Source organism: Rhodocaloribacter sp., from assembly GCF_056451265.1.
Genome location: NZ_JBWOPL010000046.1, coordinates 1 through 13,229, shown reverse-complemented (window position 1 = coordinate 13,229; position 13,229 = coordinate 1). Strand labels below are relative to the sequence as shown.

The 13,229-nt window shown below is 65.3% G+C and carries 12 protein-coding genes; 7 read left to right on the top strand and 5 right to left on the bottom strand.

Going from position 1 to position 13,229, the window contains the following annotated elements; translation table 11 throughout:
• The 5 genes from dnaK to yegS form a co-directional block, all read right to left on the bottom strand.
• A partial coding sequence (gene dnaK / locus AC1HIY_RS07925; RefSeq protein WP_479576184.1) for a molecular chaperone DnaK occupies positions 1-1,539 on the bottom strand: 1,539 nt, incomplete at its 3' end.
• 90 nt (positions 1,540-1,629) lie between these two features.
• Positions 1,630-4,269 carry an ATP-dependent chaperone ClpB gene (gene clpB, locus AC1HIY_RS07920; protein WP_479576183.1) on the bottom strand — a complete coding sequence of 880 codons (2,640 nt, stop codon included), beginning with the start codon at positions 4,267-4,269 and terminating at the stop codon, positions 1,630-1,632.
• 14 nt (positions 4,270-4,283) lie between these two features.
• Positions 4,284-5,237 (bottom strand): DnaJ C-terminal domain-containing protein, encoded by a 954-nt coding sequence (locus AC1HIY_RS07915; protein ID WP_479576182.1) that lies wholly within the window; start codon positions 5,235-5,237, stop codon positions 4,284-4,286.
• A gap of 210 nt (positions 5,238-5,447) precedes the next feature.
• Positions 5,448-5,897 carry an Hsp20/alpha crystallin family protein gene (locus AC1HIY_RS07910; protein ID WP_479576181.1) on the bottom strand — a complete coding sequence of 150 codons (450 nt, stop codon included), beginning with the start codon at positions 5,895-5,897 and terminating at the stop codon, positions 5,448-5,450.
• Between the two features lie 288 nt (positions 5,898-6,185).
• Positions 6,186-7,112 carry a lipid kinase YegS gene (gene yegS, locus AC1HIY_RS07905; protein ID WP_479576180.1) on the bottom strand — a complete coding sequence of 309 codons (927 nt, stop codon included), beginning with the start codon at positions 7,110-7,112 and terminating at the stop codon, positions 6,186-6,188.
• Between the two features lie 199 nt (positions 7,113-7,311).
• Between yegS and AC1HIY_RS07900 the strand changes: the two genes are divergently transcribed.
• The 7 genes from AC1HIY_RS07900 (at position 7,312) to merA (ending at position 13,052) form a co-directional block, all read left to right on the top strand.
• A complete protein-coding gene (locus AC1HIY_RS07900) occupies positions 7,312-8,055 on the top strand; it encodes a TrkA C-terminal domain-containing protein (RefSeq protein WP_479576179.1) in 744 nt (247 codons plus the stop codon).
• A 71-nt stretch (positions 8,056-8,126) separates the two neighbouring features.
• Positions 8,127-9,398, top strand: a complete 1,272-nt coding sequence (locus AC1HIY_RS07895) for a PP2C family protein-serine/threonine phosphatase (protein WP_479576178.1) — start codon at positions 8,127-8,129, stop codon at positions 9,396-9,398.
• Positions 9,399-9,505: 107 nt separating this feature from the next.
• Positions 9,506-9,916 (top strand): MerR family transcriptional regulator, encoded by a 411-nt coding sequence (locus AC1HIY_RS07890; RefSeq protein WP_479576177.1) that lies wholly within the window; start codon positions 9,506-9,508, stop codon positions 9,914-9,916.
• A 150-nt stretch (positions 9,917-10,066) separates the two neighbouring features.
• Positions 10,067-10,690, top strand: coding sequence for a mercuric transporter MerT family protein (locus tag AC1HIY_RS07885; RefSeq protein ID WP_479576176.1), 624 nt, complete (start codon positions 10,067-10,069; stop codon positions 10,688-10,690).
• Positions 10,687-10,944 (top strand): mercury resistance system transport protein MerF, encoded by a 258-nt coding sequence (gene merF / locus AC1HIY_RS07880; RefSeq protein WP_479576175.1) that lies wholly within the window; start codon positions 10,687-10,689, stop codon positions 10,942-10,944. Before AC1HIY_RS07885 ends, merF begins: the two co-directional genes overlap by 4 nt.
• Positions 10,945-10,988: 44 nt before the next feature.
• Positions 10,989-11,330 carry a heavy-metal-associated domain-containing protein gene (locus AC1HIY_RS07875; RefSeq protein ID WP_479576174.1) on the top strand — a complete coding sequence of 114 codons (342 nt, stop codon included), beginning with the start codon at positions 10,989-10,991 and terminating at the stop codon, positions 11,328-11,330.
• A 45-nt stretch (positions 11,331-11,375) separates the two neighbouring features.
• On the top strand, positions 11,376-13,052 hold the full coding sequence (merA, locus tag AC1HIY_RS07870) for a mercury(II) reductase (RefSeq protein WP_479576173.1): 1,677 nt from the start codon (positions 11,376-11,378) through the stop codon (positions 13,050-13,052).
• Positions 13,053-13,229 lie beyond the last annotated feature (177 nt).

Below are 13,229 nucleotides of genomic sequence, written 5' to 3'. Positions count from 1 at the left end.
GGCGTCGGCGCGCATCTTCTCGATCTCGGCCTCCGTCAACCCGCTCGACGCCTCGATCCGGATCGACTGCTCCTTGCCCGTCGCCTTGTCCTTCGCCGAAACGCTCAGGATCCCGTTCGCGTCGATGTCGAACGTGACCTCGATCTGCGGCACCCCGCGCGGCGCCGGCGGAATCCCGTCGAGGTGGAACTTGCCGATCGTGCGGTTGTCGCGCGCCAGCTCGCGGTCGCCCTGGAGCACGTGCACCTCCACCGAAGGCTGGTTGTCCGCCGCCGTCGAGAAGATCTCGCTCTTGCGCGTCGGGATCGTGGTGTTGGCCGGGATGAGCACCGTCATCACGCCTCCGAGCGTCTCGATGCCCAGGTTCAGCGGCGTCACGTCGAGCAGCAGCACGTTCTCCACTTCACCGGAGAGCACGCCGCCCTGGATGGCCGCGCCGATGGCCACGACCTCGTCCGGGTTGACCGACTTGTTCGGCTTCTTCCCGAAGAACTCCTCGACCACCTGCTGCACCTTCGGGATCCGCGTCGAGCCGCCGACGAGGATCACCTCGTCGATGTCGCTCTTGCTCAGCTTCGCATCCTTGAGCGCCTTCTCCATCGGCGGGATGGTGCGGCTGATCAGGTCGTCGACGAGCTGCTCGAACTTGGCCCGCGTCAGGTCCATCGTCAGGTGCTTCGGACCCTCCTGCGTGGCCGTGATGAAGGGCAGGTTGATCGTCGTCTGCGTGGCGCTCGAAAGCTCGATCTTGGCTTTCTCGGCGGCCTCCTTGAGCCGTTGCAGCGCCATGGCGTCCTTGCGCAGATCGACGCCCTCGGCCTTCTGGAACTCGTCGGCGATGTAGTTGATCAGACGCTGGTCGAAGTCGTCGCCGCCGAGGTGGGTGTCGCCGTTGGTGGACTTGACCTCGAAGACGCCCTCGCCCAGTTCGAGGATCGAGATGTCGTACGTGCCGCCTCCGAGGTCGAACACCGCCACTTTCGCCTCTTTATTCTGTTTGTCGAGGCCGTAGGCGAGGGCGGCGGCGGTCGGTTCGTTGATGATGCGGCGCACTTTCAGCCCGGCGATCTCGCCGGCCTCCTGCGTGGCCTTGCGCTGCGCGTCGTTGAAGTACGCCGGCACCGTGATCACCGCCTCCGTAACCGTTGCGCCGAGGTATTCTTCGGCGGTGTGTTTCAGTTTCTGGAGGATCATCGCCGAGATTTCCTGCGGCGTGTAGACGCGGTCGCCGATCGCGACGCGGGCCGTCCCGTTCTCACCCTTGACGACCTTGTAGGGCACCGTTTTCATCTCTTCGGTGACCTCGTCGTACTTACGCCCCATGAAGCGCTTGATCGAGAAGATGGTGTTCTCGGGGTTGGTGACGGCCTGCCGTTTGGCCGGCGCGCCTACGAGGCGCTCGCCGTCTTTCTTGAAGGCGACGACGGAGGGGGTGGTGCGCGCGCCTTCGGGGTTGGTGATGACGATGGGTTCGCCGCCTTCCATGACGGCCACGACGGAGTTCGTCGTGCCCAGGTCAATGCCGATAATCTTGCTCATGATTCATCTATGGTTTTAAATATTTGACAGGGATGGGAGGTGGAAGGATGCGGGCCGGAAAGCCCGGCCCGCGCCTGCCGGGAAGCCGCATCAGGCCTCCACGGTCGGTTCTTCCACGACCTCGTGAATGTGGAACGTCAGGCCGCTCTTGTCGCCGGAAAGATCGATGCTGACGGTGTCGCCGTCGTGGATCTTGCCTGCGAGGATCTGTTCGGCCAGCCGGTTCGTGATCTCGCGCTGGAGCACCCGCTTGAGCGGACGCGCGCCGAAGACGGGGTCGAAGCCGCGCTCGGCGAGCCAGTCTTTCGCCGCGTCGGTGAGTTCGAGCGTGACGTGGTGGCTCTTCTCGGCGAGCGCTTGGATCCGGTTGAACTGGATCTCGACGATCTTGCGGATCTCCTCGCGTCCGAGCGGGCGGAACACCACGATGTCATCGATGCGGTTGAGGAACTCGGGACGCAGCCGCTGCTTGAGCATCTGCAGGAGCTCCTCTTTCATGTGCTCCTCGTCGATCGGCGTGATCTTGCCTTTGAGGGCATCCATGCGTTGCTGGATGATCTCCGAGCCGAGGTTGCTCGTCATGATGATGATGGTGTTCGAAAAGTCGACCGTGCGGCCCTTGTTGTCGGTGAGCCGTCCGTCGTCGAGCACCTGCAGCAGGACGTTGAAGACCTCCGGGTGCGCCTTCTCGATCTCGTCGAGGAGGACGACGGAGTAGGGGCGGCGGCGCACCTGCTCGGTGAGCTGCCCGCCTTCCTCGTAGCCGACGTAGCCCGGAGGCGCGCCGACGAGGCGGCTGACGGTATGCCGCTCCTGGTATTCGCTCATGTCGATGCGCACCATCGCGTGCTCGTCGTTGAAGAGGAAGTCGGCGAGCGCCTTGGCGAGCTCGGTCTTCCCGACGCCGGTGGAGCCGAGGAAGATGAACGAGCCGATGGGCCGGTTGGGCTCCTGGAGCCCCGCGCGCCCACGCCGCACGGCGTTGGCGACCGCTTCGATGGCTTCCGGCTGCCCGACGACGCGCTTCTCGAGTTCCTCTTCGAGGTGGAGGAGCTTCTCACGCTCGCTCTCGAGCATCCGGGAGACGGGAATGCCGGTCCACCGCGAGACGATGGCGGCGATGTCTTCCTCGGTCACTTCTTCCTTGAGGAGCGCGCCTTCCCGCTGGATCTCGGCGAGCCGCTGCTGGGTTTCCTTGATCTCTTCTTCGAGCTTCGGGATGCGGCCGTACCGGATCTCGGCGACCTTGCCGTAGTCGCCCTGGCGTTCGAGGTTCTCCGCCTCGATGCGCGCCTGGTCGATGGCTTCTTTGGCCGCGCGGATCTTCTGGATCAGCTCTTTCTCCTGTTGCCAGCGCGCGCGCAGCTCGGTGCGGCGCTCCTCCAGGTTGGCCAGTTGCTCGTTGATCTGGTCGAGCTTCGCCTGATCCTTGTCGCGTTTGACGGCCTCGCGCTCGATCTCGAGCTGGCGGATCTGCCGTTCGAGGTTGTCGAGCTCTTCCGGCATCGAATCGATCTGGATGCGGAGCCGGGCGGCCGCCTCGTCGATGAGGTCGATGGCCTTGTCCGGGAGGAAGCGGTTCGTGATGTAGCGGTGGCTCAGTTCCGCCGCCGCCACGATGGCGCCGTCGGTGATGTGCACGCCGTGGTGCACCTCATATTTCTCCTTGATGCCGCGCAGGATCGAGATCGTATCCTCGACGCTGGGCTCTTCGACGAGCACCATCTGGAAGCGGCGTTCGAGCGCCTTGTCCTTTTCGAAGTACTTCCGGTACTCGTCGAGCGTGGTCGCGCCGATGGCGCGGAGCTCGCCGCGGGCGAGGGCGGGCTTGAGGATGTTCGCGGCGTCCATCGCGCCTTCGGCCGCACCCGCGCCGACGAGCGTGTGGATCTCGTCGATGAAGAGGATGATCTGTCCTTCGGCTTCGGTGACCTCCTTGACGACGGCCTTGAGGCGGTCCTCAAACTCACCCCGGTACTTGGCCCCGGCGATGAGCGAGCCCATGTCGAGCGCGTAGATGCGCTTGTCCTTGAGGCCTTCGGGCACGTCGCCCTGCACGATGCGGATGGCGATGCCCTCGGCGATGGCGGTCTTGCCCACGCCCGGCTCGCCCACGAGCACCGGGTTGTTCTTCGTCCGGCGCGAGAGGATCTGCAGCACGCGTCGGATCTCTTCGTCGCGCCCGATGACCGGGTCGATCTTGCCCTTGGCGGCCAGCTCGTTCAGGTTGCGCGTGTAGCGTTCGAGCGCCTGATATCGGTCCTCGGCGTGCGGGTCGGTCACGCGCTGCGTGCCGCGCACGTCCTTGAGGACGCCGAGGATGGCCTCCTTCGTCACGCGCTGATCCCGCAAGGCCTCGCCGATGGGGTCCTTCGACTCGGCCAGCGCAATGAGCAGGTGCTCGCTGGAGACGTACTCGTCCTTGAGCAACTCCGCCTCGGCCAGCGCCCGGTCGAAGACCTTCTTCAGATCCTCGCCGAGATACTGCCCCGACACACTGGCGCCGGTGACGACGGGCAGCTTCTCGAGCGCCTCATCGGTTTTGGCGGAGATATAGTCGATGTTGGCATTGAGTTTCTGGAGCACCGTGCGAACGACGCCGCCGGGTTCCTCCAGAAACGCCTTCATCAGGTGCGGCGGTTCGATGCCCTGGTGGTTGCGGGAGGCGGCGATCTCCATCGCCTTCTGAACGGCCTCCTGTGCTTTTATCGTAAACTTTTGAAGATTCATAGTCCCTACCTCCGTTATGAATGATGATATAGTCCATGCTTCGTCGCCCACGCCTTTAACTCTTCGCGGGCTTCCTCCGAGAGAAGGTCCGGCACCGTCACCTCGATGGTCACGAGCAGGTCGCCGGCCCCCTTGGGGGTCTTGACGCCTTGCCCGCGCAAGCGCAGGGTGTGTCCCGGCTGGGTGCCGGGCGGAATCCTGACCTTGATGGTTTTGCCGTAAGCGTTCGTGATCCGGCGCTCGGTCCCGAGCATGGCCTCGATGGCCGAGATGCGCTCCGTCACGATGAGGTCGTCGCCTTCCCGGCGGAACCGCGGGTGAGGCTCGACCTCGAAGACCACGTACAGGTCTCCGTTATGTCCGTCGGGGCCGGGTTCGCCTTTGCCCTTGAGCCGGATCTTGAACCCGGAGCGCACGCCCTCGGGGATCTTGAGGCGCACCGTTTCGCCGTTGGGCAGCGTGATCTCGCGCTGCCCGCCGCGGAGCGCATCCTCGAAGGAGAGGCGGAGGACGGACTCGATGTCCCGCCCGCCGCGCGCGCGGCGCCGCCCGCGCCGTTCCGAGAAGAACTGGCTGAAGAGGTCGCCGCCGCCGAACTCGCTGTCGTTGAAGATAAAGTCGGCGTTGGGTCCGGCGCCGGTGGTCTCGACGCGTACGTAGGTGCCGTCGGGCGTCCGATAGAAGCGGGCGCCGCCTTCACGGCCGGCGCCGGCAAAGCCGCCGAAGCCCTGCCCGGCAAACGGATCTTTGCGGAGCTGGTCGTATTCACGCCGTCGGGCTTCGTCGCTCAGCACCTCATAAGCTTCCTGGATCTCTTTGAAGCGTTCCTCGGCGTCCGGCTTACCCTGGTTGCGGTCCGGATGATACTGACGGGCCAGCTTGCGATACGCCTTCTTGATCTCGTCCGCCGGCGCGTCTTCGGGCACGCCCAGCACTTCGTAGTAATTTTTCTTAGCGGCTGCCTGCATCTATCGTCACCTCTCGCCGGGTCGTTTGAATATTGCTTTTGTGGAATATAAGATCGTTAATTTGGAGAAAAATTGTTTCAGAAAATTAAATTGTTGTTTGGTTGTCCGGAAGGCATGGCACGGAAAAGCCCTGCGCCGACCGGAGCCGGGCAGGGCTTTCCGGTGCTTCGGTCAATGGCGGAGCCCTGTGAAGCCTGCCCGAAAAGGGCTTCAGGAGACCTTGATCTTCAAGGGCTTGCTCGCTTCGACCTTGGGCGCTTCGATCGTCAGCACACCGTTTTTGAACGTGGCCTTGATCTTGTCAGCCTGGACGTTCTGTCCGAGGTTGAAGGAGCGGAAGAAGCGCCCGTACCACCGTTCGATGCGATGCACCTGATCCTTGGTCTCTTCGTGAACGTTCTTGCGTTCACCGCTGACCTGGAGCACGCCGTTCTCGAAGGTGATCTGCACATCCTCCTTCGAGAGACCCGGCAGGTCCATGCGGATCAGGTACGCATCATCGCTCTCCGACAGGTCAACGACCGGCGTCCAGACGGACGGCATTTCGGTCTCACGATCCGTCATCAGGGTGCGTCCGAAGAAGTCCTCGAAGAGGCGGTCCACTTCGCGTTGCAGTTGCGACAGACCGGTCGTCGGCATATAGCGCGTCAGGTTTGCCATAGCACGTACCTCCTATCGAACATTTGGTTAACGGATACCGTGTTGAAGAACGAGGGTCAGAAGCCGTTTTCGACTTCCGCAAGGAGGTCCTTCAAGAGCAATGCCAAGAATTGAGATCGGCCATTTTGCCACCTCGAACGAAGGTTTCTGTCAGGCATTCTCCCCGATCCGGGCCGGGGCCGAGGAATGCCTGCCGTCGCGCTTGACGTCTTTGCAGAGCGAGGTCTGACAGGGTGGAAGGGCTGTGACAAAGTGGCGTCTCTCCCCACGCGGCGCACCCGGCGCGGCTCATCCGGCGTGGGCGACGAGAGAGGAGGCGCGCGGCGGCAAAAAGAACGGGAGCGCCGCCGGCTCGACGGCGAACTCGTGCGAGCGGCTGCGGAGCGGCTCGCCGTCGAGGTTGACCTGGATCATCTCGTCGGAGGTGACGCGCAGCCGGGGAAGCTGCCGGTAGACGATGGCGCCGGGCGGGAGGTCCGCGCGCAGGTAAAGGAGGTCGCGGAGGAGGCGCATGAGCTGGTTCGGGGGCGTCTCCGGCAGGACGAACACGTCCAGGAGGCCGTCGTCGATGCGGGCGCGGGGACAGACCTGGAAGCCGCCCCCGGCCTGTCGTCCGTTGCCCACGGCGAAGACGTAGGCGCGACCCGCCCACGTGAAGTCCGGGCCTTCGAGCCGGAGCGTATGGGCGCGAATGTTCTTGACCTGCGTCAGGCCGGTGATGAGATAGGCGGCCCGTCCGAGGAGGTGCTTCCAGTCGTGCGGGGTCTCGGTGGTCACTTCCGCGCCGAAGCCGCCGCTGGCGACGTTGATGAAGCGCCGGTTGCCGAGCCGCCCGACGTCGATGCGGGTGGGCTCGGCTTCGGCGGCGAGCATGAGGCCGTCGAGCGGGTCGCCCACACCGATGCCGCACGCTTTGGCGAAGTCGTTCGCCGTGCCGAGGGGGACCACGCCGACGGCGCATCGTTGCTCCAACGGCAGGCGACACACGCCGCCTACGACCTCGCTCAGCGTGCCGTCCCCGCCCGCGGCCACCACGCCGTCGAGACCGTTGCGGGCGGCCTCTTCCGCAAAGAGCGCCGCGTCGCCGCTCTCCCACGTCACCCGCACCTCCACCCGGTGCCCGCGCGCGCGCACTGTCTCGATGGCCGGACGGAGCAGGGGGTGGCCCGCCACTTTACCGTTGATGACAACGCGGAACGAACGAGAGATCGACATGGGCATGGGCGATGAGGAGAAGGATCGGGCGGAAGATTGGAACCCCGGGGGAATTTAAGGTATCATGGGGCGAAAGACACACGCGTGCTCTGGGGCGTCTCATCCTGCTGCGATAGGCGTGTGCCCTTCCAGGCATTTTTCGTGCGGCGTCGAGGCGGCTCGGCGTAGCGCCGGGCGATGAAAAACCGTATAGAACAGCATGTTTGCGCTCATCTCATTACTCGTCGTCATCTCGCTGTCGATGCTCGTCATCCGGGTGGGCACGCTGGCCCTGATGATGACCGGCATGTCGGAAGACGCGGCCCGCTTTCAATCGCTTTCCGCGTTCTCCGGCGCCGGATTCACGACGGGCGAGGCCGAGATGGTCGTCAACGTTCCGGAGCGGCGTCGCATCATCAGCCACCTGATCGAGATCGGGAGCGCGGGCGTCATCACCGCCATCTCCTCGCTGATCCTGTCCTTCACGTCGGCGGGCGAACTGGCCACGCAGCGCCTGTTGATCCTGGTGGTCGGCATTGTCATCCTGGCGTTCCTCTCACGGAGCCGGTGGTTTAATCGCATCCTGACGCCGACCATTCAGTGGGCTCTGCGGCGCACGACTTCGCTGGAGGTGCGGGACTACGCGGGGCTGCTCCGCCTGCACGACGACTACAGCGTGGCCGAGCTGGAGGTGAACGAAAACGACTGGCTGGCGAGCGCGCGCCTGGCGGACCTGAACCTCTCGGCCGAAGGCGTGCTCGTGCTGGGCATCCTCCGCCGGGACGGAAGCTATAACGGCGTGCCGGGACCCGACACCCGCCTGGAACCGGGCGACATCGTGATTGCATACGGGCAGACGCATCGCCTTCAGGAGCTCGCCTCGCGGCCCGCCACGGACGTACGCGCGCACGAAGAGGCCATGGTGGAGCACGAGTTGAACGTGCAACGATGCGAGGGCCGGTGACGCCATTCCCGCCCGGCGCGCATCGCCGAAGAGGGCTCTCCGGGCGAATACGCGCAACGAAACAGGTGGACATGCAAACCAGACGCATCGAACATCCGGAGGCCGCAAGGCGAGTGGAGGCGCAGTTGAAAGCGCTCGACGCGCTCGGACGCCTGATGCTGGCGGGGGAGTTCGACCTCTCGGCCCTCCTCAACGAGATCGTGCGTCTCACGGCGGCCCGGCTGCAGACGCCCTACAGCGCGCTCTGGCTCCTCGACGAAGCCACCGACCGGCTCGTGCTCCGCGCCGTGTACGGCCTGCCCCGATCGTTCCTCAGAAACGGTCCCGTCTTCTCGAGCGACAGCGCCTTTCGCGCGGCGATGAATCGCGGGCGGCACACGGTGCACGTCTACGACGTCCGGCAAGACGGCGACGTGGAGCATGGCGCGGAGGCTCTCGCGGAAGGGCTCGGCTCCATGATGGCGGCCCCGCTCTTTCGGAAAGGCAAATTGCTCGGGAGTCTGGCCGTCTATACGGCGGAGCCTCGTCGGTTCACGCCGGAGGAGCATACCCTGCTGCGCATCGTGGCGAACCAGGCGGCGCTGGCCCTCGAACTGAACCGGCTCCACGAAGAGCACCTCCGCTATCGAGACCTCGAACGAGACCTGGCCGCCGCCGCCGAGGTGCAGGCGCGCATGCTCCCCGCCCGCGCGCCGCGCCTGAAAGGCTTTCGCCTGGCGGGATGGTCGCACCCCTGGCGGTACGTGGGCGGCGACTTCTACGACTACGTGCGCCTGCCCGAAAAAAGGCTGGGGCTGGTCATCGGCGACGTGTCCGGCAAAGGTGTGCAGGCGGCGCTGCTCATGGCCGCCACCCGCGCCGCCCTCCGCAGCCAGATGGAATCGTGCGACGACCTCCCGACGGTCCTTCGACGCGTCAACCAGACCCTTTATCACGACACGCGACCGGAGCAGTTCGTGACGCTCTTCGTCGGCGTCCTCACGCCCGAAACGCGCACGCTGACGTACGTGAATGCGGGGCACAATCCCCCGCTCCTCTTCCGCGCGCGTCGCGCCCGGCGGCTGATGCAGGGCGGCATCCCCGTGGGCCTCATGCCCGACCAGGACTATCCCCCCGGCACGGCTCATCTCCGCTCCGGCGACGTGCTCCTCATGTATACCGACGGCTTTACCGACGTGCGTTGCGAGCACGGTCGCGTCTTCGGTGAGGCGCGTTTGAAACGCGCCGCCCGAGAACTCCTCGACGAGTCCCCGCGCGCCTTCATCGAAAAGCTCGACGCCGCTTTCCTCCGCGCCGGGTGCGCCGGCGACGACCGCACCGCCGTCGTGCTCAAGGTGACGTGAGCGCCCCTTCGCACACGCGCGCCTCAAGAATGCCGCTCCCCGAGAGGAAACCCTGTACTTAGGTATAGCATAGTACGGGAGCATCGAACAGCCAATCGAGAGGAACCATGAAGATCGGAGAAGTGGCAAAAAAGGCGGGCGTCAACGTGCAGACGGTGCGGTTCTATGAGCGCAAAGGCCTGATCGCAGTTCCGCCCCGGACGGCCTCGGGCTACCGGCAGTACACCGGGGAGACGGTGCGCCGGATCAGGTTCATCAAACACGCGCAGGAGGTCGGCTTTTCCCTGCGGGAGATCGACGAGTTGCTCTCGCTTCGGGTGGACCCGCACACGACGTGCGCGGACATTCAGCGGCACGCGCTCGAAAAAGTGCACGACATCGAACAACGCATTGCCAACCTCGCGCGCATGAAAAAGGCGCTCGTGACGCTGGCGCATCAATGCGGAACGGACAAAGCACTCAGCGATTGCCCCATCCTCGATGCGCTCGATGAGCACACCGCCGAGGCTTCGATCTGAGCCCGGATCGCGCGGCGAGGGGAGAAAAATCTACGTCTGCGGAAACCTTGTACCATGGTATCGTGCATCTAACGGAAAAAAGCGCTTGACTCTATACTTATGTATAGGGCTTATCTTATCGGAAACAACCATTCACCGGTTCACACCATCATGAGTGCATCTGAAGGAAAGCAGTCGAAATGGGGCGTGTTGGCGGCTGTCGGGGCGGGGGTGCTGGCCTCGGCCTGTTGCACGGTCCCGCTGTTGCTGGTCACGCTCGGCGTCGGCGGGGCGTGGGTCTCGAGCTTCACGGCGCTGGAGCCGTTCCGTCCGTACTTCATCGCGGCGGCGTTGGGGGTGCTGGCCTATGCCGGTTATCGCGAATACCGCAACGCGCGCGGACCGCAGTGCGACTGCGAGGTGACGTTGAACGACAAGATCCGGCGGGCGAGTCTCGTCGTGGGCGCGCTGGCCACGCTGGCGCTCATCGTCTCGCCGGGGCTCATCAAGGGAACGAGCGACGTGTCTGCCGCCGAGCTTTTCGCGCCGGAGGCCGGCGTCGAAGAGGTGGTGCTCGACATCAAGGGGATGACGTGCGATGCGTGCTCGGTGACGTTGCACAAGGCGCTCACGCGGCTCGACGGGGTGGAGGCGGCGCAGGTGACGTACGAGCCGCCGCGCGCGGTGGTCCGCTACAGGCCGGAGGTCGTCTCCCTTGACGAGATCGTGCAGGCGACGGCGAACGTCGGCTATCCGGGCACGCCGGAAAGACCGAAACACTCGGAGGGTCCATGAGCCGACCGACGGACAACAAACTCTTGTTCTGGGGCGGCCTCGGGGCGCTCGTCACGGGGGTGTGCTGCTTCACACCACTGCTCGTGTGGGGGCTGGCGGCGCTCGGCCTCGCCGCCTTCGGCGCCTATCTCGACTGGGTGCTTCTGCCCCTGCTTTTCCTCTCCATAGCGATGGCGCTCGTGGGCTTGGATCAGGCGAAGAAGCGTCGCGGGGAGGCCGCCTGTGAGGTTGCCCACGAACCCCCCGGCGCGTGAACCGTCGTCGATCACGCTTCATCATGAAAAACATCGAGAGAACCATGAAACGATTCCCAACCTTTCCGCTCTTCGGCTTCGGGGCGCTCGTGCTCGCGCTGTCTCTCGCGGCTTTCCAGCCGCAGCCGCACGACAAGAAAATCGGTTACTATACCATTGAAAGCCCGTTTTGCAGCGGATGTGTGAGCGGCATCCGCGCCACCGTCGGGGAGATCGAGGGCGTCGAAGCGGTGAAGGTGGACGTGGAGGAGCACACGATCATCGTCACGTTCGACGCGGCGACGATCACGCCGGAGGCCCTCGCCGACGCCATCGTAGAGGTCTCGACGTTCAAGGTTTCACTCAAGGAAGTGAAGGACGCCGAGGTGGATACGTCGGGGCGGTGAGCCCGGGCGTTTGTTCGTTCCCCTTTCAAATGAATACGTAGCGTCATGACGAAGACAATAGAACTCGGCATCGAGGGGATGACGTGCGGCAGTTGCGCGCGTCATGCCGTGGGTGCGCTGGAGGCCGTCGCGGGGGTGGCGTCGGCGAAGATCGAGGATTGGAAAGACGGCCGGGCGGTCGTCGCCGTGACGAACGGGACGGATCCGGACGCGCTGGTGTCGGCGGTGAAGGGGGCGGGCTATCGCGCGCGGGTGGTGGCGGAAACGCCGCCCCGATCCGAGGCGCAGCCGCCCGGGGAGTCCTCGGAAGCGGCCTCGGAAGCGGTCTGGGATCTGGCGATCGTCGGCGGGGGCTCGGCGGCGTTCGCGGCGGCGATCAAGACCAGCGAACTCGGCGGGCGCGCCGTCCTCATCAACGAAGGACTGCCCATCGGCGGGACGTGCGTCAACGTGGGGTGCGTGCCGAGCAAGGCGATGATCCGCGCCGCCGAAGCGCATCACCGGGCCGGGCATCATCCGTTCGAAGGCATCACGTCGCACAGCGCCGTCACGGACTTTCCGGCCATCACGCGGCAGACGCAGGCGCTCGTCGCCGACCTCCGCCGACACAAGTACGTCGACGTCGTGAAGGACGACCCGAACGTCGCGATCATCGAGGGGCGGGCCTCGCTCGCCGGGCCGCACGAGGTGTCGGTGAACGGGCACACCCTCCGCGCCAAAAACATCCTCATCGCCACCGGCGCGCGGACCTTCGTGCCGGACGTGCCCGGCTTGAAGGCGTCGGGCTTTCTCACGAATGAGGAGCTCTACCGCCTCGAAACGTTGCCCGAGCGCCTGATCGTGCTCGGCGGGCGGTACATCGCCCTCGAAAACGCGCAACTCTTCGCCCGTCTGGGCTCCCGCGTGACGATGCTTCAGCGCTCGCCGCGCATCCTGCCGACCGAGGGGCCGGACGTGACCGACGCGCTCACGGGCTACCTCCGCGCCGAGGGCGTCGAAGTCGAGACGGGCGTGGCGGTGCAATCGGTCCGGCGTGCGGGCGACGAGGTCGTCGTGACGGCGCAGATCGGCGGGGAGACGCGCGAGGTTCGCGGGACGCACCTCTTCCTCGCCACGGGGCGGCAGGGCAACACCGAGGGCCTCGGCCTCGAAGCGCTCGGCATCGAGACCGACGCGCGGGGCTACCTCCGCGTGGACGACTCGCTCCGCACCGCCGTGCCGCACATCTTCGGCGCGGGCGACGTGATCGGCGATCCCCAGTTCGTCTATACGGCGGCGTACGAAGGCAAACTCGCCGCCGAGAACGCATGGACCGGCTTCCACCTCCGCCGCGACTATTCGGCGCTGCCGTGGGTGGTCTTCACCGACCCGCAGGTGGCCGGTGTCGGGATGGATGAGCGGCAGGCCGAGGCGGCGGGCATCGACTACGAGGTCTCGAAGCTCTCGCTCGAAGACGTGCCGCGCGCCCTCGCCGCCCGCGACACACGCGGCTTCATCAAGCTCTTCCGCGACCGGGCCACGGACCGGCTCATCGGCGCGCGCATCCTCGCGCCCGAAGGCTCCGAACTGCTCATGGAGGTTACCCTCGCCATCAAATACGGTCTCACCGTCGCCGACATCGTAGACACCTTCCATCCGTATCTCACCCTCTCGGAAGGCGTCAAGCTCGCAGCCATCACCTTCGGCAAAGACGTCAAAAAGCTGAGCTGCTGCGCGGTGTGAAGGAGCCCCGCGTCATATCGCCGACGATGAAGGAGACGCTGGTTCGGGCAGTGGGGATCGTGTTTTCGGAGCGGGGCTATCGGGTGCTCGGCGGGGTGAGCTTCGCGTGCTTTCTGCTGGTCTACCTGCTCGTGCTCCCGGCGTCGTACACCGGCGCGCGCATCGGATTGATCTCGC

Excerpts from the sequence above, each read along its gene's own strand:
- clpB (WP_479576183.1), bottom strand. The coding sequence starts at position 4,269 with ATGAATCTTCAAAAGTTTACGATAAAAGCACAGGAGGCCGTTCAGAAG.
- AC1HIY_RS07910 (WP_479576181.1), bottom strand. The coding sequence starts at position 5,897 with ATGGCAAACCTGACGCGCTATATGCCGACGACCGGTCTGTCGCAACTG.
- AC1HIY_RS07875 (WP_479576174.1), top strand. The coding sequence starts at position 10,989 with ATGAAACGATTCCCAACCTTTCCGCTCTTCGGCTTCGGGGCGCTCGTG.
- merA (WP_479576173.1), top strand. The coding sequence starts at position 11,376 with ATGACGAAGACAATAGAACTCGGCATCGAGGGGATGACGTGCGGCAGT.
- AC1HIY_RS07885 (WP_479576176.1), top strand. The coding sequence starts at position 10,067 with ATGAGTGCATCTGAAGGAAAGCAGTCGAAATGGGGCGTGTTGGCGGCT.
- yegS (WP_479576180.1), bottom strand. The coding sequence starts at position 7,112 with ATGTCGATCTCTCGTTCGTTCCGCGTTGTCATCAACGGTAAAGTGGCG.
- merF (WP_479576175.1), top strand. The coding sequence starts at position 10,687 with ATGAGCCGACCGACGGACAACAAACTCTTGTTCTGGGGCGGCCTCGGG.
- AC1HIY_RS07900 (WP_479576179.1), top strand. The coding sequence starts at position 7,312 with ATGTTTGCGCTCATCTCATTACTCGTCGTCATCTCGCTGTCGATGCTC.
- AC1HIY_RS07915 (WP_479576182.1), bottom strand. The coding sequence starts at position 5,237 with ATGCAGGCAGCCGCTAAGAAAAATTACTACGAAGTGCTGGGCGTGCCC.
- AC1HIY_RS07890 (WP_479576177.1), top strand. The coding sequence starts at position 9,506 with ATGAAGATCGGAGAAGTGGCAAAAAAGGCGGGCGTCAACGTGCAGACG.
- AC1HIY_RS07895 (WP_479576178.1), top strand. The coding sequence starts at position 8,127 with ATGCAAACCAGACGCATCGAACATCCGGAGGCCGCAAGGCGAGTGGAG.